The 24,709-nt window shown below is 37.4% G+C and carries 37 protein-coding genes; 1 reads left to right on the forward strand and 36 read right to left on the reverse strand.

All coding sequences use genetic code 11. The features are described from left to right. Positions 1-94: 94 nt before the first annotated feature. The 4 genes from CZ225_RS13490 to CZ225_RS13505 all read right to left on the reverse strand — a co-directional run bounded on the left by CZ225_RS13490 (position 95) and on the right by CZ225_RS13505 (position 4,042). Complete coding sequence (locus CZ225_RS13490) at positions 95-2,110, reverse strand: PBSX family phage terminase large subunit (RefSeq protein ID WP_077154458.1); 2,016 nt, start codon at positions 2,108-2,110, stop codon at positions 95-97. A 61-nt stretch (positions 2,111-2,171) separates the two neighbouring features. Further along, positions 2,172-2,717 (reverse strand): terminase small subunit, encoded by a 546-nt coding sequence (locus CZ225_RS13495; RefSeq protein WP_004311550.1) that lies wholly within the window; start codon positions 2,715-2,717, stop codon positions 2,172-2,174. Between the two features lies 1 nt (position 2,718). After that, complete coding sequence (locus CZ225_RS13500; RefSeq protein WP_004318800.1) at positions 2,719-3,282, reverse strand: phosphoribosyltransferase; 564 nt, start codon at positions 3,280-3,282, stop codon at positions 2,719-2,721. Beyond that, positions 3,251-4,042, reverse strand: a complete 792-nt coding sequence (locus CZ225_RS13505; protein WP_077154459.1) for an NAD-dependent epimerase/dehydratase family protein — start codon at positions 4,040-4,042, stop codon at positions 3,251-3,253. Before CZ225_RS13505 ends, CZ225_RS13500 begins: the two co-directional genes overlap by 32 nt. A 136-nt stretch (positions 4,043-4,178) precedes the next feature. On the opposite strand from CZ225_RS13505, the gene CZ225_RS13510 reads away from it, so the two are divergent. Continuing rightward, on the forward strand, positions 4,179-5,192 hold the full coding sequence (locus tag CZ225_RS13510; protein WP_004311547.1) for a putative phage abortive infection protein: 1,014 nt from the start codon (positions 4,179-4,181) through the stop codon (positions 5,190-5,192). Positions 5,193-5,306: 114 nt separating this feature from the next. Here the strand turns inward: CZ225_RS13510 and CZ225_RS13515 are convergent, their stop codons facing one another. The 32 genes from CZ225_RS13515 to CZ225_RS13665 form a co-directional block, all read right to left on the reverse strand. Beyond that, positions 5,307-5,708, reverse strand: coding sequence for an ASCH domain-containing protein (locus CZ225_RS13515; protein WP_004318802.1), 402 nt, complete (start codon positions 5,706-5,708; stop codon positions 5,307-5,309). An 11-nt stretch (positions 5,709-5,719) separates the two neighbouring features. Beyond that, positions 5,720-6,634 (reverse strand): hypothetical protein, encoded by a 915-nt coding sequence (locus CZ225_RS13520; protein ID WP_077154460.1) that lies wholly within the window; start codon positions 6,632-6,634, stop codon positions 5,720-5,722. Positions 6,635-6,644: 10 nt separating this feature from the next. Further along, complete coding sequence (locus CZ225_RS13525) at positions 6,645-7,061, reverse strand: hypothetical protein (protein ID WP_077154461.1); 417 nt, start codon at positions 7,059-7,061, stop codon at positions 6,645-6,647. Positions 7,062-7,071: 10 nt separating this feature from the next. Next, a complete protein-coding gene (locus CZ225_RS23680; protein ID WP_159441771.1) occupies positions 7,072-7,233 on the reverse strand; it encodes a hypothetical protein in 162 nt (53 codons plus the stop codon). Positions 7,234-7,242: 9 nt separating this feature from the next. Then, positions 7,243-7,485, reverse strand: a complete 243-nt coding sequence (locus CZ225_RS13530) for a hypothetical protein (protein WP_229109709.1) — start codon at positions 7,483-7,485, stop codon at positions 7,243-7,245. A gap of 9 nt (positions 7,486-7,494) precedes the next feature. Then, positions 7,495-7,989 carry a hypothetical protein gene (locus CZ225_RS13535; RefSeq protein WP_077154462.1) on the reverse strand — a complete coding sequence of 165 codons (495 nt, stop codon included), beginning with the start codon at positions 7,987-7,989 and terminating at the stop codon, positions 7,495-7,497. 20 nt (positions 7,990-8,009) lie between these two features. Beyond that, positions 8,010-8,240, reverse strand: a complete 231-nt coding sequence (locus CZ225_RS13540; protein ID WP_077154463.1) for a hypothetical protein — start codon at positions 8,238-8,240, stop codon at positions 8,010-8,012. A 149-nt stretch (positions 8,241-8,389) separates the two neighbouring features. Then, positions 8,390-9,382 carry an SAM-dependent methyltransferase gene (locus CZ225_RS13545; RefSeq protein WP_077154464.1) on the reverse strand — a complete coding sequence of 331 codons (993 nt, stop codon included), beginning with the start codon at positions 9,380-9,382 and terminating at the stop codon, positions 8,390-8,392. Next, entirely contained in the window at positions 9,339-10,445 is a 1,107-nt protein-coding gene (locus tag CZ225_RS13550) for a tyrosine-type recombinase/integrase (RefSeq protein ID WP_077154465.1), read from the reverse strand. The genes CZ225_RS13545 and CZ225_RS13550 overlap by 44 nt, the downstream gene beginning before the upstream one ends. A 16-nt stretch (positions 10,446-10,461) precedes the next feature. After that, on the reverse strand, positions 10,462-11,070 hold the full coding sequence (locus CZ225_RS13555) for a nucleoside triphosphate pyrophosphohydrolase family protein (protein ID WP_077154466.1): 609 nt from the start codon (positions 11,068-11,070) through the stop codon (positions 10,462-10,464). An 11-nt stretch (positions 11,071-11,081) separates the two neighbouring features. Further along, a complete protein-coding gene (locus CZ225_RS13560; RefSeq protein ID WP_004311540.1) occupies positions 11,082-11,588 on the reverse strand; it encodes a hypothetical protein in 507 nt (168 codons plus the stop codon). 23 nt (positions 11,589-11,611) lie between these two features. After that, complete coding sequence (locus tag CZ225_RS13565) at positions 11,612-11,857, reverse strand: hypothetical protein (protein ID WP_024986976.1); 246 nt, start codon at positions 11,855-11,857, stop codon at positions 11,612-11,614. An 88-nt stretch (positions 11,858-11,945) separates the two neighbouring features. Beyond that, positions 11,946-12,188, reverse strand: coding sequence for a hypothetical protein (locus CZ225_RS13570; RefSeq protein ID WP_077154467.1), 243 nt, complete (start codon positions 12,186-12,188; stop codon positions 11,946-11,948). Position 12,189: 1 nt separating this feature from the next. Beyond that, positions 12,190-12,741, reverse strand: coding sequence for a hypothetical protein (locus CZ225_RS13575; protein ID WP_077154468.1), 552 nt, complete (start codon positions 12,739-12,741; stop codon positions 12,190-12,192). A 5-nt stretch (positions 12,742-12,746) separates the two neighbouring features. Then, positions 12,747-13,460, reverse strand: a complete 714-nt coding sequence (locus CZ225_RS13580) for a phosphoadenosine phosphosulfate reductase domain-containing protein (protein WP_008999331.1) — start codon at positions 13,458-13,460, stop codon at positions 12,747-12,749. A 21-nt stretch (positions 13,461-13,481) separates the two neighbouring features. Continuing rightward, positions 13,482-13,808: a hypothetical protein gene (locus CZ225_RS13585; RefSeq protein WP_008999330.1), complete on the reverse strand. Its 327-nt coding sequence runs from the start codon at positions 13,806-13,808 to the stop codon at positions 13,482-13,484. Next, complete coding sequence (locus CZ225_RS13590) at positions 13,805-14,269, reverse strand: hypothetical protein (protein WP_004300224.1); 465 nt, start codon at positions 14,267-14,269, stop codon at positions 13,805-13,807. The genes CZ225_RS13585 and CZ225_RS13590 overlap by 4 nt, the downstream gene beginning before the upstream one ends. 28 nt (positions 14,270-14,297) lie before the next feature. Next, positions 14,298-14,945: a DUF3560 domain-containing protein gene (locus CZ225_RS13595; protein WP_004318814.1), complete on the reverse strand. Its 648-nt coding sequence runs from the start codon at positions 14,943-14,945 to the stop codon at positions 14,298-14,300. Between the two features lie 49 nt (positions 14,946-14,994). After that, positions 14,995-15,570 carry a hypothetical protein gene (locus tag CZ225_RS13600; RefSeq protein WP_004300222.1) on the reverse strand — a complete coding sequence of 192 codons (576 nt, stop codon included), beginning with the start codon at positions 15,568-15,570 and terminating at the stop codon, positions 14,995-14,997. A 111-nt stretch (positions 15,571-15,681) separates the two neighbouring features. After that, positions 15,682-16,434: a GREB1-related protein gene (locus tag CZ225_RS13605; protein ID WP_004300221.1), complete on the reverse strand. Its 753-nt coding sequence runs from the start codon at positions 16,432-16,434 to the stop codon at positions 15,682-15,684. After that, the gene (locus tag CZ225_RS13610) at positions 16,403-17,059 is read right to left on the reverse strand and encodes a ParB N-terminal domain-containing protein (protein ID WP_004311535.1); all 657 of its coding nucleotides are present in this window, start codon (positions 17,057-17,059) and stop codon (positions 16,403-16,405) included. Before CZ225_RS13610 ends, CZ225_RS13605 begins: the two co-directional genes overlap by 32 nt. Positions 17,060-17,119: 60 nt before the next feature. Then, complete coding sequence (locus CZ225_RS13615) at positions 17,120-17,413, reverse strand: hypothetical protein (RefSeq protein ID WP_004318818.1); 294 nt, start codon at positions 17,411-17,413, stop codon at positions 17,120-17,122. Between the two features lie 109 nt (positions 17,414-17,522). After that, positions 17,523-17,960 carry a hypothetical protein gene (locus CZ225_RS13620; protein WP_004300218.1) on the reverse strand — a complete coding sequence of 146 codons (438 nt, stop codon included), beginning with the start codon at positions 17,958-17,960 and terminating at the stop codon, positions 17,523-17,525. Next, positions 17,957-18,721, reverse strand: a complete 765-nt coding sequence (locus CZ225_RS13625; protein ID WP_004300217.1) for an HNH endonuclease signature motif containing protein — start codon at positions 18,719-18,721, stop codon at positions 17,957-17,959. The genes CZ225_RS13620 and CZ225_RS13625 overlap by 4 nt, the downstream gene beginning before the upstream one ends. A gap of 27 nt (positions 18,722-18,748) precedes the next feature. Further along, positions 18,749-20,467: a ParB/RepB/Spo0J family partition protein gene (locus CZ225_RS13630; protein ID WP_077154469.1), complete on the reverse strand. Its 1,719-nt coding sequence runs from the start codon at positions 20,465-20,467 to the stop codon at positions 18,749-18,751. Between the two features lie 101 nt (positions 20,468-20,568). Beyond that, entirely contained in the window at positions 20,569-20,790 is a 222-nt protein-coding gene (locus CZ225_RS13635) for a hypothetical protein (RefSeq protein WP_004318822.1), read from the reverse strand. Beyond that, positions 20,747-21,163: a hypothetical protein gene (locus CZ225_RS24700; protein WP_008999325.1), complete on the reverse strand. Its 417-nt coding sequence runs from the start codon at positions 21,161-21,163 to the stop codon at positions 20,747-20,749. Before CZ225_RS24700 ends, CZ225_RS13635 begins: the two co-directional genes overlap by 44 nt. 127 nt (positions 21,164-21,290) lie before the next feature. Continuing rightward, entirely contained in the window at positions 21,291-22,103 is an 813-nt protein-coding gene (locus CZ225_RS13645) for a DUF6291 domain-containing protein (RefSeq protein WP_004300213.1), read from the reverse strand. A 35-nt stretch (positions 22,104-22,138) separates the two neighbouring features. Next, positions 22,139-22,603, reverse strand: a complete 465-nt coding sequence (locus tag CZ225_RS13650) for a recombination protein NinG (protein WP_004300212.1) — start codon at positions 22,601-22,603, stop codon at positions 22,139-22,141. Positions 22,604-22,608: 5 nt separating this feature from the next. Next, positions 22,609-23,766, reverse strand: coding sequence for a DEAD/DEAH box helicase (locus tag CZ225_RS13655; RefSeq protein WP_008999323.1), 1,158 nt, complete (start codon positions 23,764-23,766; stop codon positions 22,609-22,611). Continuing rightward, the gene (locus CZ225_RS13660) at positions 23,763-24,038 is read right to left on the reverse strand and encodes an HNH endonuclease (RefSeq protein WP_004300210.1); all 276 of its coding nucleotides are present in this window, start codon (positions 24,036-24,038) and stop codon (positions 23,763-23,765) included. The genes CZ225_RS13655 and CZ225_RS13660 overlap by 4 nt, the downstream gene beginning before the upstream one ends. Then, positions 24,031-24,699: a hypothetical protein gene (locus CZ225_RS13665; RefSeq protein ID WP_004300209.1), complete on the reverse strand. Its 669-nt coding sequence runs from the start codon at positions 24,697-24,699 to the stop codon at positions 24,031-24,033. Before CZ225_RS13665 ends, CZ225_RS13660 begins: the two co-directional genes overlap by 8 nt. Positions 24,700-24,709: the final 10 nt, after the last annotated feature.

Raw genomic sequence — 24,709 nt, forward strand, 5'->3', positions numbered from 1 at the left:
GGAAAACCGTTTTCCAAAACACTAAAATCTTGAAATTACGAAAACATAATATCAACAATACAACATCCTTATTTTCAATCACATATAACGCAATTCAATTCAAACCTAATTTTACAACGAACTGTACTAGCCCACTCAAAACAGCACTGGCCTCTTTTGTTTCACTATCTTTATTATAGTCCATCAGATTATTCATGAAGGCAACATATTCCGTATCAGATTCTACTTTTGATGCAGAAAAAAGAATACTATTTTTCACATAATCAGATGTTGCAGCAATACGCTTATCTACATCCGGAAACTCTTTCATTACACGAATCTCCTTGTTTGTACTAGAACGGAGTTCCCGGATAAAAGGGAAATAAGCATCTGTACATTCAATTACACATGAATCAGATTCATGGGACAAAATAGAAGAACGTATATCTTCTGTTGAAGTAGTATCCATAAATACGACATCAACAACATGCCATTTATTTCCACATCTAAACGCTTGTATAAGGACAAATTTCCCATTAACATTCGGCATCACATATAGAATCTTCTTAGTGTATTTACATTCGGTATCTGGATTGAAGAAATTAATAGTGCCATTACAAGCATACAAGTTTCTTTTTCGCCGGTTACTAAACTCTATATACTGCTCACTACACAAATCCACAACGACATATCGGAACGTATCAGACAGGTGTCCGTGCTCCTCATAAGTCTGCAAGGTAGTTTTATTCTTGACCTTAGTTTTAAGAATGGCACCGTTAGCATCTTTCTGTACGCTCATGTAGTCCTCAATAGATACCGAACATGATTCGTCAATGTGTATCTCTATACCGGGAACAGTACAATCAAAGATAGCATTGATAAACTCACCGGTCATGGCAACACTCGGATTCTTGTTGCCTACCTTATCTTCAATCTCGAATCCTTCTTTCTGCAATGTATCTATGAATAAGTCCATCCAGGAACGCTTCTCATCGTCAATGCTGTTTGCCGCTTTCGTTGATGCATCACCATGTACATATAACCTATCAGAATATTGGATAGATTTCAGATACTTTGCAACAAGTTTGGAAGCTTTCTTTACTGTATTGTTGGGGCTTTCAGCACACGTTTCATGGAATTGCCAAACCTTGGTACCAGTTGTGAAATCGACCTGCCAATATGATACGCTGATATACGGAAGCACGTTGTTATCGACAGAGATATGAATAGGTAAGTCCGGAACATACTTATGCTCACCGGAATGTTTGCCACGATTGAAGGAACCGAAGAACTCACTACCGGTACGAATGACACCCCATTCTCCCAATGCGTACACATTGTAATAGTCCGGATCGTGAACTCTATCATACTCAAAGTCGGCAACACATTGCTCATCATAGAAACCATACGTACCGTCAGGACTACCAACAACCCAAAAATTATTCAAATAGGTAGATTGGATAATAACTGTATTAGGGGCCTGTTCCTCGATTTGCTTAGTACGAAGATTAAGTATTTGCCTAGGTGCGTTCTTTCTTACGGATTTGACCTTGGTAAGTTCTTCCGGCAACTCTTTGCCGGCAATGGTAACAGTCATCGGTACATCATGCCATTTATCTTTATCAATAAACTCTTTCTTTATCCAATGGCTTTCACTGATCGGGTTAAAGGTACAAATAATCTGCTGCCCTTTCTTACCACGCAAACGCTTACGTAGCTGCTTGAAATCCGGATGCTCGAACTCTGACCATTCCTCTAACTGAACTCGCTTATAGTTAGAGATACCTTTTATCTTCTCCGGATCGTCAAGACCGGAGAAATCTATCTTCGCACCATTTACCAGACATTTAATAGTATTCTGTTGAAATTTGAACAAATGGGAGATGCCAAGACCGATCGCAGCGACCTTATAATCTTCATAAATGGTTTTGAGAATAGAAGCTCCTACCTTACGCATGACAAGAGTGTTCTCACCATCCTGTAATGTCTGTATCAGTATTGTTTGTGCCACACTATACGACTTACCGGAAGATGAACCTCCATAGAGAATGATAAAACGGATAGTCTCATCATTCAAGTACTTCAATAGATAGAATCCGTTAGGATTTAGCTTCTTATAATTTATAACCATATTGTTCTAAAAGTAAGGTTTCTCCGTAGGATGAATACCGGATTTTGCAGTTCAAATTGTTCTATTCTTCCGAATTCTCATTATCTTCAAATCCGATACGAAGTTCACCGACTTTATTTCCGTCTCCACCTTTGATGTTGACATTCTTATCGGCTTCCCATCCATTCCAGGCACCAAGAATCCGGGCGGCTTCTGTCTTGCCGTTGAACTCATAATTAACCACTCCTCTATTATTCTGAATCTTCTTCAACGCATTACGGGCGCGCTTTGGAAGTTGGGACGGACTTCTCATCTTTGTTTTCCCGGTAACAGGGTCTACATAATGTAAATCATCGGGATCAGCGAGTACAATATCCATTAATACCTTCTCGACCGTTTTCCTCTCTACTTCAGTCTCTTTCGCCCTCTGTTGCTTAATCTCACTTATCCTTGCACTAACCTTGCTATTGGCTAACAATCTGCTAGCAGCACTCCAAATCGTTTCAGGTTTCATCTTTGACGCATCATAAGACATCCTATATGCTTCACTAGCATTACCTTCTGTATCAACGTAGTATTTACAGAATTTCTCTTGCTTGAATGTTAATGGTTTCTCTTGCTTTCCCATATCATTTGTTATTTATTCCTACGAGAAAAAGAAGCTGCTCTCTATCCTTTAAAAGCTCATAGGTGGCAAGCAGTGTGCTGCCAGTTGTTAATATGTCATCATACACTATTATTTTCTTTTCCTTTATCGGACGAAGAAGAAAGAATTCTGGATTCAATCTATCTTTAGTTAGGCACTGGATTGCATTCTCATAGAATGGTATTTTCACCGCCCCCGCAATTTTCGTACAGATAGAGGTTGAAAAATGAAAGCCCTCGTTGTGTCTCCGTCGCGGTGTGGTGACTATACACCATCCTTCATATCCCCCTACTATGAAGCGGTGGAGAAACTCACACGCTCTCTCTGCAAAGAATGATGCAAGTTCCTCCGACTGTTTAATTTCTGAAAAGCTGGTACCAGTCTTGGAACGGGTGAACTGGGAGATGTAATAGATATCACCCTTTTTATGAAGTGATACCTTTTCTTTCAGATCACATAACCGTTCCTGATGAGACCAGCTCTTATATTTCACCGCTTCCGGCTTATCCCAGTCATCAATACGACATATCTTTCCCTTTCCTTTCATCAAAGATCTTCTTTACTCCGTCCTCGACAGATGTGTAAGACAAAGGTACTAAATAGATATCCCGGTTCACCGACTGCTCTAAATTGTCAAAATCCCGTTTTTCATTAATTAGCTCAATTTCAAGCGGTTTGTAGTATCTTACTAAAGAAGCAAAATACATAGTAGTCACAGGTTGGACGTTACAAATATTGATAAGTTGCCGGTTACAACCCACCGAATAGATAAGCCCCTCAATGACATCATCTATGTAAGTGAAGCACCGGATATTCTGACCACAGTTGTATAATGACACGTTTTCCTTTTCCATCAGGAACCAGAGAAGAGTTCTTTTTCGCGGATTAGGTCCATATACATTATGCAGCCGGCACCCGGTCGCAGCCTTACAATAGATAGATGCATACTGTTCATCGAAATACTTGCTTATTCCATACATAGAAGTGGTATTCTCCGGATTAGCCGTTGACGAACTGGCATATATTAACTTCACATGATTTTGATTGCAAGCATCAGCTACTCGCATGAAAGTATCAATGTTATCCTTCCTGATCTGTTCCAGGTTTCCATTAAACACACTAGTTTGCGCTGCCAAATGGAACACACAATCAATACCCCCATTTTTCAGGAGCTCACATACTTTTGTGGCTTCAGTACCAGACTTTCGATCAAGTCCTATGACTTCAACACCTCTTTTTGTCAATTCGCGGCAAAGGGCTTTTCCTATAAACCCCTCACTGCCGGTTACAATCATTCTTCTCATCATCACAAAAAAATAAAGGATATATCAAACTCTCGTATATCCAAATTCAACATATTGTTAGTAAAAAACTCAAAAAAACATTAACTTCAAAATAGAATACACTACATTTGTAGCTGTATAAAATATAAAATCAAATAAAATGAAAAGACCGCAAATAGATATAATCAAATACGCATTAATTGCAACAGCCATATTTACTCTAATATTAATATTAGTATATGTATATAGATTTCATCACGGACTGTCCTATAATCATAATGATTTTGCTGATTTCGGCAGTTATTTAGGTTCAATTACAGGATTACTTGCTTTCATTGGAGTACTTTATACAATAAAAGACTCACAAATAAATAGACAAATTGATAATGAAAGGTCAACATTTTATAATTTGTTGGGATTATATCAGCATCAAGTCGACACCAACAAATATACTGAACACCAAATTGAGAAAACAGGAATTGAAGCATTCAAAGCATACGCACATGAAGCGCGTTCATTATTCTATGCTTATGTAATATATCATTTTATAAAAGATGGAGAAAAATTTCCATCAGAATTAACACAAGTCAGTAAGTTAGACGAGCAAGCATTTCTGGAGATTTATACTAAGTTTGGAGTTCATTCAACTACAGAATTAAATGTATTATTAAAAAGTAGGGATCCCAAATATTATTACGATACTATATACGAAATAAAAGGCATAATAATGTCAAGCAAAATTCATGAAATGTATCGTATAATTGTTGCATCAATCTGTAATAGGATTTGTATAGAAAAAAGATACCAACAGCTCTATAAGTTCATAAGAAATGTCGGAGATTATTTATATGGGCAATATGGACAATATTTAGGGCAATACCATAGAAACATATATTATCTGTTGGATTCAATCCAAAATTTTAAATACCCCAATGACTATTCTAAAATATTTAGAGCACAATTATCCTCAGATGAGTTAACAGTCATACTATTCAATTCAATGAGCTCGCAATCAACTCTCAAAACAATTTCTTTATTAAAGAAATTTGATATATTCAATAACATTATTGCCCTCGAACTTCCTATATCTGGATATGATACAGAAAAAGAAATCGTAATTCAGACTATTAACTCTCTTTTTCATGAATTTATAGCTGATTCTACAAACAAATGATTATATACCCAATTATTATATTTATTGTAACTGTACAAGAATATAGGGAAAAGAGTGGTTGTATTATTCAACAGTTTTCTCTATACTTCCGCATTCAGAACGTTCAATTTCTACTTATTTGATACCAAGATAATCCCAAAAAGAAAGTCTACCTTTTACATTCTCAATAGGACTTTCAAAAAGTATTGGATTAGCTAATACCCAGTTATAAACTTCTTTTTCAGCCCAGATGGAAGAATGATTCTGTACACAATCCACTATCTCAATGCTACCGATAATGGAGCCTGTACAAAAACTAAAATCTTTCCACTCTTTGTTTTCCGGTAATGCCAATAACTGCTCATTGGTAAGTATTGAATCATAGAAATTATCGTAATTCAAAGGTTTACCGCTTGCATGAATCAGTACCCTCTGCCCTAAATATTTCTTAGGACACGGCCAAGTACGGTTCTCAATGTCTTTAATACCGTGGACTATCAAAGAGGCCCACGGTTGTTTTATTGTTATTGCTTTCATTTTTATTAGTTTTACGCAAATTGCTTTAAATAATAATCGCATCTAAATCCCTTACGAGGCGAAAAGTCTACAAAGTCAAATGACTTAAACAGCCACATTTTATTTGCCCACCTTGCAAGGTCTAACTCATATTGTTTAGGCTTTCTTTTATTCGTGAAATCCCGGTAGGGTTGAACAAACGGAGTAATACCTAAACTCCTCAATGTGTTAAGCCGAAACAAATCCTGCTCAATGGTAGAATTGAAGCCGACCAAGACATAGCAAGTAATCTTATAAGGCTTCACATACTTGATCATTTCTTTCAGCCGATCAGTCAAATCTATTTGAGGTAAATCCCAAGCAATGTGAATATTCTGTTTCATCTTTAGTTTATTCAACCAATACGCCTGTTCTTCGTCCATTATGCGAACATCTACGCCATGTAACTTTATAGGTTGTCTAGTTTTCAAAAGATAGCTTACGGCATTTTTCCATTCCGGGTTCGCAAAAAAGTTGTTGTCTAACACTTCAATCCACTTTCCTTTCGGGTTCAACCCCACCGGCTCAACGGTCTGAATGTATCCCTCTTTCTCACGAACGAGGCAGAACGGGCATTTCCGAATACATCCCCTGCTAAAAAACTGTATGGAAAAAGGATATTGGGGATAAATGGAGTAGTCCATCAATGAACTGTTCTCCACTGCTTCAGGAAGTCTGCTTGCAATTTTATACCCGGTACCACCTTTTTCGATTACATCAGCCTGCAATGTCAGATAGTTGAAATCCGGAGTGAAAGTAAACACTTTGCTTGCCATCACCTTGTCGTATCTGCTGAAAGGTGTAGCCCATTCTACTTGATCTCCTTTCGTTTTATGATATGCAGAGGCACGCATAAGAGCGAAATTTGGAAAGTTATGACCATCAACGTCAATTAATCCGATGTTCATTACTTCATTGTTACGAATTAAAATGCTTGATAAGTTCTTCGGCTGTTGCCTTGTGAGTTTTTGAGTAGTCGAATTTAATTAACTGGAAATACTCTTTTAGTTCAAGAAGAGAATGGATATCGCTGATTACCCATTTCTCACCATCAGTAAACCATTGATGAATATCTGAATCATTTCGCAGGGATGCTAAAGCAAGAAACAAATCCTCACTTTCTTCACAATTAATGAATCCGGCTAAATCATTCAATTCACCGAATGATATAATGTTCGTGGATACTCCACAAACACAAGGATATGTAATATTCTCTGGTATTCCATATACTTTTCTGTCGCCTATACTTTTTAATGCTATCAGTAGACGATTAGCGTGATTTCCGTCTTTAACAGCCATATAGCATGGTGTTGTAAATCCTTTATTTTTCTTCATTTCTTTATCGTTATTCTTCAGTTATGCAAAAAACTATCTTCTTTAAAAGTTTTATTTCCCAAGCATGAACAATGATTTTCTGTTTTCCTTTTTGGATCACAATTTTCCCATTCGTATCCTTGCCTATCAGCAATGGTTCTTTTTCTTCAGGTAATTCAATATTTTCGTTCATCTCTATCTTTTATTGAATTAAAATCGTTCTATCAAATCTCTGTTCATCAATCAATTCAGGAACACCCGAAGTTAAATCCCAAAGCCGGTATTCCTCAAACATTCGAGTTTCCGGATTCATCTTTAGTGTCAATCTTCCAATTTTTATAGTTGTTTCCTTTTTTGGAAAAAACACATCAGTACCTCGAATAGTAAGTCCCCATCGGGTAATGGCTTTTGTTTTTGGCTCAAACATATTGGCTCCTTTCTTCATTGTTATACGTTAAACTTCTATCTCAAACTGCTCACTTTTTGCCGATGGCATACATTCAAGAATGGAAGAACCTACTGAAACGTAATAAACACCATCTTTTTCAAGTGGGAGCCAATGGAAATAGCGTCCTGTTTCTTCGTGCATTACCGGAATCCCCAATTTATTAAGAGGTCTACCATCTATACCTCGAAATTTTCTACACCATTTATCAATAAATTCTCGACCCTCCTTCTTTCGTTTATTGATTTTCCAACACAGATGCTTCTTATCATCATTATTCGGAATCAGTTTTTCAGGAACAAACTCCTTATTTTCAAAACCGATAAGTGTATAAAACCACTCGGCAGTGAAGCCAAACGCCCAAACATAACCGATACTATCTGGTCTTGAACCACAATATTCCTGAATCATATCTTTAGCTTCATCTTGTTCACGCAAAAGCCGTTCATTCATTTGTTTCAGTAGCTTCTCAAGCTCTGAACCTTGTTTTGCTATTATTTTCATATACTATTCTGTTTTGAGAGTTATTTACTGACGATAGTATCATACATTTCTTTGGCAGTCCAAAATCTATAATCATCTGATATATCCGTTATTCGCTTATCTGAACCTTTGCAAAGTCGAATTATTCTTCGAGCAAACTCTTTCCGTTTCCGGCTTTTTCTTGCACGCTGTAAAAGCGAACGATAAGCGAGTATAAGCCAATAGTCGCAAACATGCTCTTTATCTTTCAATCGTATGTACTTAATCTTCATGTAGCTTGTACTTTTCATTAAACATCGAATCCACTTCTTGAAACTGTTTTGTAAAGCGGTTCTCTTTATATTTTCTCGGTGAAGCACATCCCACTATCAAAGTGAGAAGAGTGTATATTAATATCATTTTCTTCATTACTAGTTTTGAATTACTTTTTTATTACAACTGCCATAGTGCTAACAGTCGTTCCACTTTCCTTGAATTCACCTGCTCCGATTTCAAAAACTTCTCCATGAACTTCTTCCAACCATTCCCGGAAGTCAACACATTTCTTTTCAGACGCGAATTTCCAATGCTGACTGGTAATAGCTGCAAGAATTCCACCTTCTTCCAAGCGTTCATACATAAGTCTTACATGGTCAATATCCTGATTACCGGAAAACGGAGGATTAGCAATAATTTTAGTGTAATGTCCTACACTGTCTTTCGTAAAATCTTCATCAAGCAATATTACGTTATCAAGTGTATGAAGAAACTCCCTGTTTTCTGGCATCAGTTCATAGCATTCAACTGTTACTGACGGGCACGACCGGTGAATCGCTTTTATCAGAGCACCACGTCCGGCACTTGGTTCAAGTACGGTATCTGTTTCGTGAATTCCACCGGCAAGCATTACCAGCCAGTCTGCAATATCAGCAGGTGTTTCAAAGAACTGAAAATCTTTTTGCAAATCGCATCGCTTACCTTCTTTCAAGATGGAGAACACACGTTCCGGATTAAAAGGAAATGTGAATCCCTGTATCTTACCTCCCTGCCATGAGCCGCCAGCTTCTTCTATCCATTTCTTTGCTTCAGCATAGGATTTCTTATTGAATTGTACTTTCGGAAGTTTGAGAACACTATCCTCAAGAGTACAATGTTTCAGTATTTCTTCCACATTCCATTTCTTACCTTCATCAGCCTGCTTCTTCTTTTCATCATCTGGAGCGTCTGGCGCTAACAGCGAAGATATTTTCGCAATAACCATATTACTCGCATCCATGAAAGTATTAACACAGGAAAGCGCTTCCATAAGAAATTCAGTATCAACATATCCGGCAGCGTCATAAACATCTATGCCTTCAGTCATATCCGACAATTCATTGAGCTGGGCTACACTACCACGTAACGTTTTTATTAAAGTCTCTTTGTTGTTCATCATAACTTTTTTGTAAATAAATTCTTGTTGTATCTACACTACCATGACCAAGAAGGTCTGCTAATTGAATTACATCTTTGGTTTTCTTCAGGAACATTTTAGCAAAGAAGTGCCGGAAGGCGTGAGCGTGCATTTTTTTCGAATCAATACCACAATGTTTACCCCATACTTTCAGATGCTGTGAAAGACCTCTTTGAGTCAACGGCCCGAATCTCCCAACAGCAAGAGTACCGGACTTGCCTGTCTCCTTTATATAGTCCTTCACTTCCCTCTGCAATTGCTTTTGGAAAAAGAAACGCCGATACTTGTTCCCTTTCCCTTTCAAAACAACTTCGCCGGCCGCTATATCCTCCCACGTGAATTGCTGAAACTCCGAGAGCCGAGCTCCTGTAGTACCCAATACCTTAATGAAGAAATAGTAATCCTTGTTGAGTTTTGTTTTCAGATACTCCAGTAACCTATTATATTCCTCTTCTGTCGGCACATTGTTTACATCCAACTTGCGTTTCATTCTAGGTCGTTTCAGTTCAATAGGTTTCTTCACCCATTTGGAGAACTTCTCAATGGCTGTAATACGTAATCGAATGGTAGCTGGAGAAAGTTTTTCCTCTTCAAGGCTTTTTATAAATCGTCTGCAATTATCCATATTTAGTTCATTGGCGTATTCAAAATATTTTCTCAACGAGGTATAATAGACATCAATTGTGTGAGAGGAATAATCATTGTTATCAGTCAACCATATTATAAAATCATTAAGCAGTTTCTTATTCTTCTCTGAAATAACCTCAAGTTTCTCCAAAGGCTTTACAGCCTTTTCCCGTCGGCCATATCCGATTTTAAGATAAGACAATAAATCACAAACAGCCTCACACATAAACGAATGGCGCACCATAGCATCAGCATTTTTATGTTTATATTTATAATAACCATGACGATTGATTTCTTCGGAATTTTCAAGAAAATCAGTCACATATTTGATGTATTTCCCGATGCTATCATAGCTCCTACCCGTCGTATACAGGTAGGATATGTAATCTACCAATATTTGTTTTCGTTTATCATCCATTTTTTTGATTTGAGAGTTAATACTTCATCCCGTGCATCTTTTCACGGAGTTCGTTATACTTCATTTTCTGCTCGATGTGCCAAAGCAGGTTTATATCTAAGTGCTTGGCAAGCCCGAAGATAGATAGTATCATATCATTCACGGCTGTAGGAAAATCAAATATTCCGTCATACCTAACAGGAAGTGTAGAGATGGAATAGATTGATTCGGTAAAAGTTTCGCCTTTACAGGCTTCTGCCATATCTTCAATACAGTCATCAATATCTCCATTGGCAAGTTCAAGGTTTATTCCTCGAAGTCCTGCAAGATCAAGCAAGCGGATAACAGCATCAGCTAATTCTTCTTCGATTGAACCTTTAATGGTTTCGTTATATGCAACTTCGTAACCGCGCTCTTTGGGAATGTCAGAATCCAATCCTTGACAAATGCGGCTGTTAGCAATCTTCTTATTATACCGATCAACATTAGCACGCCTTCCTTTTCTATCTGCTTCCACAGCTTCCATCAGTTCAGAAATCACAAGGCAAAGAAAATGATTGTTACTTAGCTCTTGATCGTGAAACCCATGTTCACAAGCTGTTTTATATGCTTTGTCTCTTAATTCATTTAAATTCATTTTACTCATCCTTGTAATGCTTAAATATATCTATCCAATTCCTTTTCTAATAATTCTCCATCTATTTCAGGAAACAGCCTCAGAACTAAATCCAAAGATTTACAATAATTGTTACTGTATTCTTCAGTATCCATTAATCGAAGTACCATAGAACAAAAGATACTTTTTGTGTCTCTTAATTCGCCTTTCATCAGCAACTTTGATAGTTCGATAATTTGACTAGCAGGATTATGAAATTTTCCGTTTATATATTGAAAAATTATTCTTCCTTCAAATTGGCATATTTCACAATCTAATTCACAATCAATGTACTCTATTTTACTATCTATGAATTCACAATAAACACATTCACTATTAGAAGCAAATAAAATTGCAAAATCATAGATATCATCACTATTACCTACAATTATTGAAGTAGATTCAAGAGTTTCCGAAACACCATTATTCCACTTTGCATCTTCAATCAGTTCCCTCACATATTCTTGAACTCTTGTGATGTTCTGCTCTATTAAATCTTTTTTACTCATAATTTCAATTCAATTAAGTTCGATTATTTTTTTGCAATATTCTCCCAAAAAGCAACGCCTTCAGGAGTACCATTAAAAGGGAATGAAATAGCTAGAAACCGATGAAAACAGCAATCAACATCTAACAAATTGTTCATCCGCTCTTCATTTGTCATTGAGAAGTCAGGACACTCAATATTAAATGTCTCATTTGCTCTTTCTGTATTATATTTCCATTGATTGAAAATACCTAGTCTTTCTAATTTTTCTATTTTTTCATTCCTCTTCATGTTGATTGACTTTTAATGCTTTACGTCTATAAAGGTAATCTTTATTGACAAGTTTAGCAAACAGAATCTTCGCCATTTTAACGCCATTTTACTCGGTCTTTTTCTTCAACAATTCAAGTATTATTCTCTCACTCTCTCTTAATCCATCAAGATAGCCTTTTGCATGTTCACCGGCATTATACACTATAAAAGAGAGGATCAACAAAAACAGTCCGAGCGAACGATTCCAGTATGGAAGTTGGGCTGTGAACGGCTTGATTGTTATAGAAAAGTGTCCTACATATAGCAGGAACACAAACAAAATCACACATGAAATAATTGTTGTTTTCATATTAATCTGTAAATAAATTAAGTTGAGTTGTAAACTCGGGTTTATAAATTCTAAATTTACGGTTAAAGAAAGTCTCAAAGGCTGTTACAATTTCAGAGATGGTATTATCAGCAATTCCTAATAATTTATCATCGGCAACTATAAGAGATAAAGCCTTGTCAAGAGTCATTTTCTTCTCAATAAACAGGGAATACACCAAATATCTACGGGTATATTCCCCAGCCTCGAGTGACTCAACTTCTTCAGGAGTGGCCTTTCTCTTGTACAATACTTTATACCAATGTGTTTCAGCAGTACGAGCACGCTTTTGTCTCGGTAACAAGTCATAAAACACGGCAATTTCATTCTTTTGGATACACTTATGTTTTTTACGAACACCATACATCACATAAGGAGTGTTCCAATCAGGATGAGTCTTTCGATATTCAAGCTCCAGCTCTCGATCAATAAGATCTTGCTCAAAGTCTTGTTTCATTAACCATTCCTCGAACCAAGCAGCAAGTGCTTCTTCTCGATCATAATAATCTTTTCCATTTATACATAAGGGAATCATAATAACTATTTTTGTTGCATTTCACGTTTAAATCTTTCCTCTAAATCAAAAATGGTTTCTCCACTATTACGCCGATAGGGTCTATCGGTATTTAACTGAAGTTCTTTCAGCTTTTTCCAATACCATGGAAGGTACAAATACATATTCTTCAACTCCTTCAAGTTCTTATTTCCACAACACCAGCAACTCACACGATCAAGTAGTTCATATAGCCTTACTCCATCCTCATGCCAAACAAAGCCTTTTGTGTAACAGTACTGGAGTGCATCTGCTTCAGTAATGCCCCAATCACGAAGTGGTAAAACCCGATTTGGTCGTTTTTCCTTTTCAAAGCGATGGGTCTCATCGGCAGCAATACCGACATAATCAATTCCGTCTTTTGTGTGAGCTTTCAATGCACGAAGTTTTTCACTCGTTCCCCACCGGCATGTTCCCCCACACCAACTATATCCTTTTTTATGGATAATATTGGTCCCTCTTTTCTTAACCGGCCTTTCAAACATTGTCCAAAGAAAAGGTTGCTCCGGATGCAGTTCTGTATATTTAATGCCAAGTTTTTTAAGAATTGGAAGAACAGCATCACGAGTGTTATAGATTGCCTGAAATTCCATACCTGTATCATAGAAAACGACTTCATCCAACTGATATCCTTTATCTATTAGCATGAAAAGCATTGCCAAGGAATCCTTTCCAAAGCTGACTGAAGCATAATATTTCATACAAAAAATTTAATAGACAAGTCACTTTTTCTTCTTTGCCCTCTGATTATTAATCTGTGACATACACATACGGCACCAGGAAGTCAACAAATGATATTCCTTACCTTTTCTCACCACTATACGATTGTAGAACCGGTTCAAGTAGAAGTAATTTCCGCAATGGGTACATTTTTTCATTTCACGTCCTGAATCATCTATAATCCGATTACGCGGCTTACGACGAATTAGAGTACAACTTTTACACTTCTCATCAGTTTCGCGGTGCCGCCGGCAATGTGATAAGGATTTTGCTCCACATTTAGCAAACACCTTACAATCTCTACGAGGTATTGATTGACACACATTCATGGCTTCCTCGCATTCAAGAATTTATTTACTACACGAGAAAGTACATCCTCATTCTCCGGCATCAGCCATTCTTTTGCAACGTTCCAAGCAATACTCATAGCAGGATTGAAGTTATCCTTCCTGACTGTGTGATGAGACAAACGTCCTTCAGTGGGCTTCAAACCCTTATCATGTAAGATACACAGTCCATTCTCGAAAAAAGCACAATACTCCTTACCAGCAACGGGCTGAATCATCGGAATAGCAATATTAATAACCCCTAAGAATATACCAGCAGCCCAGTTCGTCAGCGCTAACCTGTCGGCATAACCTGCATCAATAATTCGTTCAATATCATCAGGAGTACCTAAACATGGCGTATGACATTGTTGTTTACAAACACTGCATGAGCATTGTACAGGTACACGACCTGAAGCCCTCATTACCCTTTGTAATGAGGTTTCTTTTGATAATTCTCTCATAGTAAATTATTTGAGATACTACAAATTATTAAACATCGCCCCACAGCTTTACTGCAAGGTCATAATTTTTTTTAGCCTCTTTTACTGCTTTATTGGCATAAGCCATAGCGTATGTATGCTCGCGTCGGTACTTACCGGACTTCAATCCTTCGTGATATTCTTTTGCTTGTTCCAACTTATGTTCGTAGAAATCTATACTTTCCGGCATGGACAAGTTTATCGTATTAGCCCTTTTTTCCCAATACTTCGCAACTCTTTCATGTTCGGCAGCCTTATCGCTAAACTCAACGCTTTTCCCCATATTGTTCCACGCATCATCTATCGCTTTTCTGTGTCGCTTCTCGCTATGATGTCCCACTTTGATAGGCTCACCTAGAGAAAGAAAATCCTTATCTTTATTGGACTTGTTGTAATATTCACAGCTTTTCTGTACAGCAGATGTAGCCCATTCATGACGACGTTCAGCTCTTTGTTTGGCCCACTCTTGCACATTAAAGCCATCAGCCCGTACGATTGAGTAGTAATAGAATCCATCACGTTCGTAAATGAGGTTGAAAACAATACATTCATTTTCTTTTCCATACTTGGTGGTAACTTCAATAGTTTCACCTTTTTCGTGCTTCTCATCACACTTTGCCAAAAATACATTTGGCGCAAATTTGTAATACGTGTTCATTTTTTTAATTAAATTGGTTTGACTTATATGAAAAATGATGAAACCACAGCTACTTAGCCGTGGTTTCATCATTAAATAACTTTGGTTGACTGGGTTGAACCAAATCATCGAATAAACCAGGAACACGAGGTTGTAACGCCTTGTATTCTTCCTGAAAGAATTCTTCTTTGGTTCTCCCATGTTTTTTACCCTTTCGTGTATGTACATCGAAAGTGTAATCTGGAATAGGAATAGGGTAACGCCTGACATCATTTATCCACTTTTCTATATCAATATCCTTTCTATCATAGATGAAGTTTTGCAAATGATCCGCATCACGATTCTTTCTACATTCACAAAGGAGAATAACAGCTTTACTGACAAATATCCTCCCTTTGGGTTCAGTAGCAGTCTTGTTTACCAGCTCATGCCCCTGCCACAATGCTTCTATCTCTTTAGTAATGATTCCATAGCAATCTTCAGCACTAATGGTAAACAGACGCTTCCACACATAATCGCGGTACCCACTCGCCCAAAGTTCCAATGCAAAAAAGCCGGCTACCCCGGTGTCGGCTCGCCTAATGGCTTTCTGCATTGCAGAACTCACCTCAAAGAAATCATATCCGCAAACTGTTCTTATAATCATAATTCTAATTTAATGGTTTGACTTTTAGTTTATTACATCAGTAAAATTAGCTAAAAAAGGCGAATATGACAAACAGAATGGACGCCATTTAAACGCCTTTTTTACAGACTATTAGAATTTGAATTTGCATGATATATTATATTGAACGAGCTGCTTTGTTTTGTCTTTCCCATTAGTGGTTGCACTCTTTAGCAAAATACTATCACCAAAATTCTTTTTGATAAAGAGGATAGATTTACGTTCCTCTTCCTGATTCCTTATAGAAGCAAGCCCACCAGCGTTTACAAAAGTGTTCTTTTGCTCAAAATTATACCGCAAATCGGTTAAAACCTTACGTTCTTTGTACTTCATGTAACAAGAAATCCAAAAATCTTCCTTCAAACGTATTTCCTCATTCCACCAAGTGTTTTTGTTATAGATTACTCCATAACTGCAACCGGTTATCATTTTCGAAAGAGAAAGAAAAGCGGATTCATCATACATTACCGGCGATATCCGAGCGGTGAAGCCAAACAGATGTACATCCATCATACTGGCCATCTCAAATAATGACTGAATGATATTGGTTATCTTATCTTTATCCTTTATCCGGCTAGGTTCTCCTTTTTCCACATAAATAGGTTTGCAGGCATGGACATCATCATCAAGCATGAAAAGTTCTCCAAAATGCTTTGCCATCCAGTTACGTTTCGGGATGAGGCCCATAACGTCGTCAGGATGAGTAACAATTTCACATTCCGGGTTAAATTGTTGATATAAGTCAGCTTGACTTTCAGCAACGCAAATGATAGGATCGTTCACCAACTTTTTAGCGAACACCCGGTCATGGCGTTTATGACTTGGTATTACTATCTTGCAGGGCATGGCGAACGTCTTTTATATCAATTACATTGGATTTACTTATTTTCCCGGTTTTGTACGACTTCATGTGCTGCATGTCCAGCCTTTCACGAAGCCAGTTGCTATCTACCTCATTACTTGAGGTGATGATAAACAACTCATGTTTTTCGTCATACTTTGGAATGAGAGGATAAATGGCTGTATCATCCGTGATGGCATCGAAGCGCTCTTTAAATTCATCCTCTTTCTTCTCCGGGGCAAATTCGATGCCCCAATCTTGGAGTTCCGCCTTATTCCACTCGTTTTCCATAACGTCCAAATCATTCTCACCAAAATTGACATTATCTTTAGTGGCATATTCCCTCAACTTCTTAACGGGGGTATCAGGTGCCAGAATTTTACAAGGCAGTTCTTTATAACCTAACTCCTTGCAAGCTCGCAAACGTAAATTACCACAAACAACAATATATCTGCCATCATTGTAGGGAAAAACTATAAGTTCTCGAAGCTCAAGCATCTCTGGCGAATCCTGAATGCTTTTCTTCATCGCTTCAAAGCGGTAATCACGAAAAAAACGTGGATTTTTCGGCAATCCCGTGAGCTGCCCCTTATTAAAATCAAGTAGGCAGACTTGAATAATCTCTGTCATAACTAACTATATTAAAATCAACAACACAAAATCAACAACACAAACAGTCAGTAACAACACCTAATCATTTTTTCTATCATCGAACTCTATCTTATCTTTGATAAGCTGTTCAATGTCCTCACAACCAAATCTTTTTAAATAGGCAACAAGGTAAATTATCATCTCGGCTGCCAATTCTTCATCTTCCGAATATTTAGGAAGATTATCACTCCTATATTTAGAAGCAATATCGAATTTTCTCCAAACGGCTTCAATTCTTATGCTAAACGCTTTTCTTGAGCTATGCTCATTCATCTTAAAGCGCTTCCTCATGATATTCAAGCATCTCTGGGCAAACCTATTCAATGTTATCATATCGATCGGGTTAAATTGTTAGACTATGAATAATCTCACACGATTCTATTAGGTTGGTCTCTGATGCGAAACCAATGAACATATTCTTTATCTATCAGCATACTATTATTTATTTTGAGGGGTCTGTTGTATCTAAATATTTCCTGTACTCTAATTCTGTCTTAGCAAGATTGATTACGGTATTAACCCCTTGGAAAACTTGTTTTGCTTGGCTCACTTTACTAGGATCTTCTTTCACATCCTTAATTTGTTGAAGAACCAAATTCCTCAAATCTTGTAAAATGGTAGGGTTCACTGTAGACACCTTATTCAACCGTTCATTAGCCAACACGACAACTGTGTTTGTTATTGGCCGAAAACGATTCAATTTGGAAGCCAAATCAAACATACTAAATACCAATACTTTGCCATTATTCAAGTATATCTCAACTTCGGTACCATCATCACCGGTACCGTCACAGTAATTGAGAATTACAACTTCTTCATTCTGATAAAGGAATGGTTTATTAACCATTTCTTTCAATCTATCTATTGCTCCATCAGTCATGATTCATTCTTTTTTGTTGCTTTATTAATTTGTCTATTCAAAGCTCCTTTTAGTTTGATTAGGTACTGAACATCTTCCGGATATCGGGCATACAAAGAATTCTCTTTTTTTAATTGTTCAGAACGACTAATCATGTAAAGGTTCTCAATGGAAACGTTTTGCCTGTTGCCATCTTTAAACTGAATATTATAACCAGGGGGGATTTCTCCATTATGCTCAATCCATACAAGCCGATGTTTAAGTTCAAAGACATTCGGTTCGGCAGTTTTCACTTCAATGTAACCGTCACGAGTTATGCGTTCATAACCGACTGGTTTATGATTTTTGGGGACATGTCCTTTCTTAAATCGAGTAGCTTTCGTTTTTGCTAATTGTTCCTCTGACATATATTCCGTTTGCTTACGTCCCTTGTTCATCGGTTGGTGGCCTTTGGGAAAGAAGCTTTTAGAAGCGCATTGAAATTTAAATTCTTTAGATTTAAAGAGCCGTAATTTAAATGCAACTCCATTTACAGCAGAATAAGTGGTACCTAATATCTGTGCTATTTCCTCATTAGTATGATTGGGATACAACTTTTTCAATTTATCAAGTCTCTCACTATTCCAAAACGAGATTCTCGGAGAGCGCCTAAGTTTTCGAATCAAGGCCTTTGTTTTAACAGCACTAAGTGTTTTATCAAGACGCCTAGCAAGTTCTTTTAAATCAGCAGTCGGGTACTCACTGTCAAGTATAGCAAGTTGTTCGTCAGTCCACGTTTTCATAAGTGCGTCAATAAAGAGAGGAAACCACTAGGCTTCCTCTGTGTTATCGTTATTTAGTTCTTTCAGTCTTTCTTTGAGCTTCTTTTCTTTCTTATCATATGAATCCGCAAGTTTCTTAGAGAGCGCTTTGAAATCATCCGGATATTGTTCTGCAAAAAGGATTTTCTGACACTTTTGCAAATAGGAGTAGAAATTCACATTATTCGATGATAAGCATTCAGCAATAAAGGCTCTATACCATTGGTGTCGGTCAGCTTGGTTGTTCTTGACATAATTTACAAAATCACTCTCACCATTCCATTTTTTTAAATTCAGTTTTTCAAGATAAGTACTGCTACAACCGCTAAGAACCAGCACATCAAAAACAAGTTGTTCATTTTCAGAGAATTCTTTTGTTCTCTGATAATATGTTTTCTCTTGCGCCCACTTGCGCATTTCTTCAGCAGACTTCTCCTTGACTATATCCTTCGCTCTTTTTAATTGGGCGTTTATTTTTTCCCTTTCTATCTCTTTTAGATCGGCAACGGCGGAAGTAGAGGAAGCCGTTTCTTTTCTAACATAATAGAAACTAACGTTAAATTCGGGAGAATAATGTCCAAAAAATGAAAGACAACGATAAACTTCTCCATCTTCAAGCATTTTCAAAGTGCGTTCATCATCTTCTGAATACCAGCACTTACATCTAAAGATTTCATCAGGATCAACTATTTCAAATCCAAGTTGTTTAACAGCTTCCAAAGTTTTTTCATAGAAAACCTTTCTATCTTCTCCCCAATATGTATCGGGACGTCTAGCGATAATTACTGTTTTTCCAAATGAAAGAGGTTCGCCAACTTTAACAAGATGTTCATATTCTAGTTGAATTTTCCGCGTCACATAAGCAATCTGTTTTTTCTCATAGCAAGCAGCATTGATACATCTAGCATCCTTACTATTCATTTCATAGAACAAACAACCATGATTACACGTATTATTCTCACATTGAGAACATGATTTAATATCGGTATTTTCCCAATTATCGGAATCATCTTTAATCCAAGGTGCGTTACCAAGCTCCATGAAAGAATTACTCACAAATTCTCGAATCATAGCAGTAGTACATTGTTCTTCCTCCTCCTCATGAAACTCTTTTTGAGTATCTTCATCCAATTTAGAAAGAATCATAGCACCGGACAATGGTATATCTCCATTTCTTACCCGCTCTTTTAGTTCAGGAATAAGAGAATTCAATTTAATACGGTCAAAAACAAACCGGGTAGACTTTCCTATTTTAAGAGCGATATCTTCCAAAGTTCGTCCTTTTTCAGCCAACTGCGCAAAGGCAAAAGCTTCTTCGATGGGATCAACATCTTTTCTTTGAAGATTCTCGGTAATCATCGCTTCAAAAGCCTCATCATCTGTCATTTCTCTGACAATGCAGGATATTGTCTGAAATTTTTCCGACTTTTTTCGATGGGCTTTGATTTTTGCAACATTCGCTTCATCTTCCTTTGCTTTCAAAAGTGACACAGCCCGGAAACGACGCTCACCGCAAACAATTTCGTATGTGTAAGGTAATGGGGTAACATCTCCGATTTCTAGGTTAGTCATCTCCTCGGATTTAGCAACTCTGACAGTGATAGGTTGCAATAAACCTTGCTTTTCAATGTTGCTTGCAAGCTCTTCAAGAGCTGCTTCATCAAAAGTCTTTCTCGGATTCAAAGGAGAAGGACTGATAAGGTCAATTCTAATGTTTTGTACTTCCATAATTTAATTATATTGGTTTGACTTTTAATTCATTACATCAGTAAAGTTATCGTAAAATGACAAGTTATGCAAACAGAAACTTCGCCATTTTAACGCCATTTTCATGCGGGCTTATTACGTATTTGAATGAAGCCACGTTTTTCCGTTTCCCGAAGCAATTCCATATCTTCCTCACGGATATAACAATCCGTTTCACCATTAACAGTTGTGTGATTAGGAATACCAAAACGCTCCCGTATTCTTCTTTTCACTTCAGGAATATCTTCAAGTTTGATATGCCTAGTGTTCCAGTAAATTGTCACCTTCTGCTTCTTGTTTGCCATATTCTCTTTTGTTTAGATAAGAGATTATTTCATTTGAGAGACTTAACGCTTTAGCAGCTTCTTCATCTCCTTGCTCAACTCTAAGTTTGAGTTCGTTCCGGTATTCTTCATACGACAAGCCACTTGTAAAACTCGTTTCCCCTGACAATTTAGCCTTATGAGTATTCCATGACTGATTATCAGCAACAGCACAACGTTCTTTGTTGTATTCACGAAGCCATCCCATAATGATAGAACCATCAATACGATTGTAATTTTCACCATATTTCATTTTCATTGCATTCTTGAAACACAGTTTAAAATCATCAGTTTTCATATAGGGATATTCTTCAATGATTAAATCTACTGTAGTAGCAACTTGGGTAGCAGACATTGTATTACTGACATTGAAAAACTCCAAGGCATCAGCTATCAATATGACCAGCACTGCTCTAGCCTGTGGTTCACCAAACTTTCTTATGATAGTGCCAATAGAAGGTTCATCACTTTGAAATACATCTTCAACCTTCTTTGGGCATAGAGCTTTGCAGTAGTTCTTCGGCGAGGTCCGTAAGACTGCTAACCGATTCTCTTCTTGTGGCCGCAGTATCAGTTCGTTTTCCATTATAGTTACCTTCTAAAATATTTGTAAATTTTGTAGGCAAGAATATCCAGTCAAAAGTGCACCTCCAATTTTTATCGTTTTGTCCAAGCAAGAAAGGACTGTCTAAAACCAATTGGAACACATCGAATATAGCTTGCTTCCCGTATTGTGCGACACGTGCTTTAATAGCTTTCTTTCGTTTTGCATCTATGGACTTTATAGCAGGAAGTTTACCTTTAAACGTGGAATTAAAATAATCCATTAGCCCACCCCAATCAATCTTTTCCTCGGGGAACAAAGAAAGCTCGTCTTTCTTTGATTCTCCTTTAGGAGAAGTTTCTTTCTTTTTTAAATGAGAATCATTATCATCTACATAATCATTATCATATTCATTATCATTATCGGGTTTTGTGGGTTCTTTTGGGTTTCCAAATAACCCAGTGGGTTTTGTGGGTTCTTTGGGTTCTTTTGGGTTTTCACTTTTCGGACGTCCCCCCTTAGAACCATTGCTCTTATTCCTTTCCACAATAGACATATACTTTTCAGTATCCCTGTCTATATCTATCTTTATAAAGTTGAAAGCAATATTTGCCATAGGTTTCAACCCCCGAAGATTTCCCGTTGTCGCATACTCAATTATGCTTTCGTAAATCTCCAGCCTGACATCATCCGGCAAATCCTTGATTGCTTCTCTCCACCCTTTATAAAAGATGAATGAATTTCTTTCCATATTTTAAGGGATTATACTCCGATTAGTAATAAAACTCACAGACCTTTTGCTTCCTTCAGTTTTTTCGCTTCTTCCTTGTAATGAGTAATCAGCTTTTCTAATTGAAAGTCACTAAATTGCTTAGTAACATTTTTCTTGGCTTCCAGGATCAGCACATTTCGTTCACCATACTTGGCAACTAGACGTCTGCGATAATCCTGAATATTTCCTTCCATGAAGCGGTTACAATGTGAACATTGAGCATTGCAGTTCATTTCATCAAAGCGAGTACTCATGTGTTGGCGGTTGATGTAATGACCGCAATCTGCTTTATTGAAAGGCTTTATTTTACCACATGAAATACACTGAAAATATCCATTAGGCATCGTATCACGATAACGGATGAATAAACTAAATATTCTGTCTAGTTTATCGACAAGATCAGGTTTCTTCTTGACCTTAACACCTTCTACCTCGAAAAGAGGCTTTTTCTTTTCTTTCTTCTTGTAATTTCTCCACATGATAATTAAAATACTACATTGGTTAATTGACGGCCACGACTCATTATACACCATTTTCCCTTTTCAGGCTGTTCTATGCGTAACTCTTCAACACGCCCAAAACGCCGGAAATTCCCACTCAAATCAACAACCCAACCCTCTTTACCTTGGCAGGGACGAATAACACGACCGACCATTTGATAATAGAGGGAAAGGGATTTGGTTGGACGTGCAAGAACAATCGTATCAAGCTCCGGGTAATCGAATCCGGTTGTAAGTACTCCGACATTAGCAACAACTTTTATTCTTCCATCTTTAAAACCTTTCAGAATTCGTGCCCTTTCTTCCTTTGGAGTAGAACCGCTAACGATCGCACAATTAGGAATTTCGGAAGCCAGTTTTTCAGCTTCACGAATAAACCTCGTGAATATTAAAATACCTTTGCGTGGTATGCCCGATTTGGGGTTCAACAGACGTTTTGTCCATCCAACTATATCTTTGTATATGTCCACACGTTCAAACTCTTGCAGAAGACTTTTTTCATCGTAATCTGCACCAGTAGAATTAGTCCTGACTCTACTTAAATCCAACTTTGTAATATCATAGTATTTCAAACTTGCGAGAAATCCTTTAGCAAGTAGTTCACTCACCTGACAGTGATAAATAACATCAGTGAAAACCTTTGGCCGGGTACGAGTTATAAATTTAAGCATAGCACCACCTCTTCCTGAACATAATCTGTAAGGAGTCGCTGTCAGCCCAATAACTTTCCTTTGCTCATCTTCAAAGAATTCCTTATACATTCCTTTCTCCGGATTCACTAAATGACATTCATCAATCAGAACGTGCTTGAAATGTTTGAAGAAACTCATGTGTTTCATCACACTACCAATCATAGCAAACGTAATACGATTGATATCCTTTCTTCCGGCAGAAGCTGAATAAACTCCACAATCGAATATGCCGTATGATTGAAGTTTCGCAAAATTTTGTTCGAGTATTTCCTTGCTAGGCTGGAACACTATCAGCGGCCCGTCTATCCGTGCAGCTATATTGGCAATGACAAGGGACTTCCCGGCACCAGTGGGAAGAACTATCACGTAGTTTTTCTTTTCCTTGGATTTAAAAACGCTGACCGCTGCATCACTAGCACTTTTTTGGTAGTCTCTTAACTGGTATGTCATAATTTGATGTGATATTTATGAACTTTCAAATGACAGTCACCACAAAGGGTAACGAGACAATCAAGATGTTCAAGCTCATGACCAACGATTGATTTTCCGTTAACCCTGTATGTTTTGTGGTGAATCTCTAAATTAAAGTCTTTACCGCACATCTGGCATTTATGTCCGTCCCTAATACGAACTTTACGCTTGGCTTCTTCCCAATCTGGATTATTCACAAGCCGCTTCACATAGTTGGACTTCCTGCCTTTTTTGTGCTGCAATCTACTCATCGTCTTCCGGTTCTTCTTCAGGAAGTTTATCAGACAGGTCTTCTTCGAACTTGTCCCCATAATCTTCTGTATCATCAATAGGACGTTCTACTTCAGGATATTCAATACCAAACAAATCAAGCATCGCTTTTCTGTTTCGATCTTCCTGTGCCCAAAGAGAACGTTTGTCCCAATCAGGAATTTTTTCAGCTTTCACAAGCTTAAACTCACCGTTCACCCATGAATAATACAGGAAATATCCATCAAGAGCAAACCGGATCGTATTCTTACTTGAAAGATGATACTCCCTCGTCCCCTTTTTGACCTCGGCAGCCAGGTCTTTAATTTCAGTCTTAATAGAAGCTAACCTGTCTTGTGCATCACTCTTAATTTTCTTTGCACGTTCAATGGCTTCCAACAGTTCACGTTCGCGTTTGGGGACCTCATTCTCTTGCTTGATGCAATACTCTTCACGAATTTCGGAAATTTCAAATTCATCCAGTAAACGTTGTGTCACCTCACTTTCAGGGAATGTAGCATTGAAATGCTCATTCACCAACTTTATCAATTCATCTACATTCGTAGAACCCTGAAATAAAACAGGGGGAAATTTTTCCCGAATAGAATCGGGAACTACAAACTCGATTGTCTCGGGTTCGTAGTTTCTCAAATTTGCAATCATAAATTATAAA

This window comes from Bacteroides bouchesdurhonensis (genome assembly GCF_900155865.1).
GTDB classification, from domain to species: Bacteria; Bacteroidota; Bacteroidia; order Bacteroidales; family Bacteroidaceae; genus Bacteroides; species Bacteroides bouchesdurhonensis.

Excerpts from the sequence above, each read along its gene's own strand:
- CZ225_RS13490 (WP_077154458.1), bottom strand. The coding sequence starts at position 2,110 with ATGGTTATAAATTATAAGAAGCTAAATCCTAACGGATTCTATCTATTG.
- CZ225_RS13495 (WP_004311550.1), bottom strand. The coding sequence starts at position 2,717 with ATGGGAAAGCAAGAGAAACCATTAACATTCAAGCAAGAGAAATTCTGT.
- CZ225_RS13500 (WP_004318800.1), bottom strand. The coding sequence starts at position 3,282 with ATGAAAGGAAAGGGAAAGATATGTCGTATTGATGACTGGGATAAGCCG.
- CZ225_RS13505 (WP_077154459.1), bottom strand. The coding sequence starts at position 4,042 with ATGATGAGAAGAATGATTGTAACCGGCAGTGAGGGGTTTATAGGAAAA.
- CZ225_RS13510 (WP_004311547.1), top strand. The coding sequence starts at position 4,179 with ATGAAAAGACCGCAAATAGATATAATCAAATACGCATTAATTGCAACA.
- CZ225_RS13515 (WP_004318802.1), bottom strand. The coding sequence starts at position 5,708 with ATGAAAGCAATAACAATAAAACAACCGTGGGCCTCTTTGATAGTCCAC.
- CZ225_RS13520 (WP_077154460.1), bottom strand. The coding sequence starts at position 6,634 with ATGAACATCGGATTAATTGACGTTGATGGTCATAACTTTCCAAATTTC.
- CZ225_RS13525 (WP_077154461.1), bottom strand. The coding sequence starts at position 7,061 with ATGAAGAAAAATAAAGGATTTACAACACCATGCTATATGGCTGTTAAA.
- CZ225_RS23680 (WP_159441771.1), bottom strand. The coding sequence starts at position 7,233 with ATGAACGAAAATATTGAATTACCTGAAGAAAAAGAACCATTGCTGATA.
- CZ225_RS13530 (WP_229109709.1), bottom strand. The coding sequence starts at position 7,485 with ATGAAGAAAGGAGCCAATATGTTTGAGCCAAAAACAAAAGCCATTACC.
- CZ225_RS13535 (WP_077154462.1), bottom strand. The coding sequence starts at position 7,989 with ATGAAAATAATAGCAAAACAAGGTTCAGAGCTTGAGAAGCTACTGAAA.
- CZ225_RS13540 (WP_077154463.1), bottom strand. The coding sequence starts at position 8,240 with ATGAAGATTAAGTACATACGATTGAAAGATAAAGAGCATGTTTGCGAC.
- CZ225_RS13545 (WP_077154464.1), bottom strand. The coding sequence starts at position 9,382 with ATGATGAACAACAAAGAGACTTTAATAAAAACGTTACGTGGTAGTGTA.
- CZ225_RS13550 (WP_077154465.1), bottom strand. The coding sequence starts at position 10,445 with ATGGATGATAAACGAAAACAAATATTGGTAGATTACATATCCTACCTG.
- CZ225_RS13555 (WP_077154466.1), bottom strand. The coding sequence starts at position 11,070 with ATGAGTAAAATGAATTTAAATGAATTAAGAGACAAAGCATATAAAACA.
- CZ225_RS13560 (WP_004311540.1), bottom strand. The coding sequence starts at position 11,588 with ATGAGTAAAAAAGATTTAATAGAGCAGAACATCACAAGAGTTCAAGAA.
- CZ225_RS13565 (WP_024986976.1), bottom strand. The coding sequence starts at position 11,857 with ATGAAGAGGAATGAAAAAATAGAAAAATTAGAAAGACTAGGTATTTTC.
- CZ225_RS13570 (WP_077154467.1), bottom strand. The coding sequence starts at position 12,188 with ATGAAAACAACAATTATTTCATGTGTGATTTTGTTTGTGTTCCTGCTA.
- CZ225_RS13575 (WP_077154468.1), bottom strand. The coding sequence starts at position 12,741 with ATGATTCCCTTATGTATAAATGGAAAAGATTATTATGATCGAGAAGAA.
- CZ225_RS13580 (WP_008999331.1), bottom strand. The coding sequence starts at position 13,460 with ATGAAATATTATGCTTCAGTCAGCTTTGGAAAGGATTCCTTGGCAATG.
- CZ225_RS13585 (WP_008999330.1), bottom strand. The coding sequence starts at position 13,808 with ATGAATGTGTGTCAATCAATACCTCGTAGAGATTGTAAGGTGTTTGCT.
- CZ225_RS13590 (WP_004300224.1), bottom strand. The coding sequence starts at position 14,269 with ATGAGAGAATTATCAAAAGAAACCTCATTACAAAGGGTAATGAGGGCT.
- CZ225_RS13595 (WP_004318814.1), bottom strand. The coding sequence starts at position 14,945 with ATGAACACGTATTACAAATTTGCGCCAAATGTATTTTTGGCAAAGTGT.
- CZ225_RS13600 (WP_004300222.1), bottom strand. The coding sequence starts at position 15,570 with ATGATTATAAGAACAGTTTGCGGATATGATTTCTTTGAGGTGAGTTCT.
- CZ225_RS13605 (WP_004300221.1), bottom strand. The coding sequence starts at position 16,434 with ATGCCCTGCAAGATAGTAATACCAAGTCATAAACGCCATGACCGGGTG.
- CZ225_RS13610 (WP_004311535.1), bottom strand. The coding sequence starts at position 17,059 with ATGACAGAGATTATTCAAGTCTGCCTACTTGATTTTAATAAGGGGCAG.
- CZ225_RS13615 (WP_004318818.1), bottom strand. The coding sequence starts at position 17,413 with ATGATAACATTGAATAGGTTTGCCCAGAGATGCTTGAATATCATGAGG.
- CZ225_RS13620 (WP_004300218.1), bottom strand. The coding sequence starts at position 17,960 with ATGACTGATGGAGCAATAGATAGATTGAAAGAAATGGTTAATAAACCA.
- CZ225_RS13625 (WP_004300217.1), bottom strand. The coding sequence starts at position 18,721 with ATGAAAACGTGGACTGACGAACAACTTGCTATACTTGACAGTGAGTAC.
- CZ225_RS13630 (WP_077154469.1), bottom strand. The coding sequence starts at position 20,467 with ATGGAAGTACAAAACATTAGAATTGACCTTATCAGTCCTTCTCCTTTG.
- CZ225_RS13635 (WP_004318822.1), bottom strand. The coding sequence starts at position 20,790 with ATGGCAAACAAGAAGCAGAAGGTGACAATTTACTGGAACACTAGGCAT.
- CZ225_RS24700 (WP_008999325.1), bottom strand. The coding sequence starts at position 21,163 with ATGTCTGCTACCCAAGTTGCTACTACAGTAGATTTAATCATTGAAGAA.
- CZ225_RS13645 (WP_004300213.1), bottom strand. The coding sequence starts at position 22,103 with ATGGAAAGAAATTCATTCATCTTTTATAAAGGGTGGAGAGAAGCAATC.
- CZ225_RS13650 (WP_004300212.1), bottom strand. The coding sequence starts at position 22,603 with ATGTGGAGAAATTACAAGAAGAAAGAAAAGAAAAAGCCTCTTTTCGAG.
- CZ225_RS13655 (WP_008999323.1), bottom strand. The coding sequence starts at position 23,766 with ATGACATACCAGTTAAGAGACTACCAAAAAAGTGCTAGTGATGCAGCG.
- CZ225_RS13660 (WP_004300210.1), bottom strand. The coding sequence starts at position 24,038 with ATGAGTAGATTGCAGCACAAAAAAGGCAGGAAGTCCAACTATGTGAAG.
- CZ225_RS13665 (WP_004300209.1), bottom strand. The coding sequence starts at position 24,699 with ATGATTGCAAATTTGAGAAACTACGAACCCGAGACAATCGAGTTTGTA.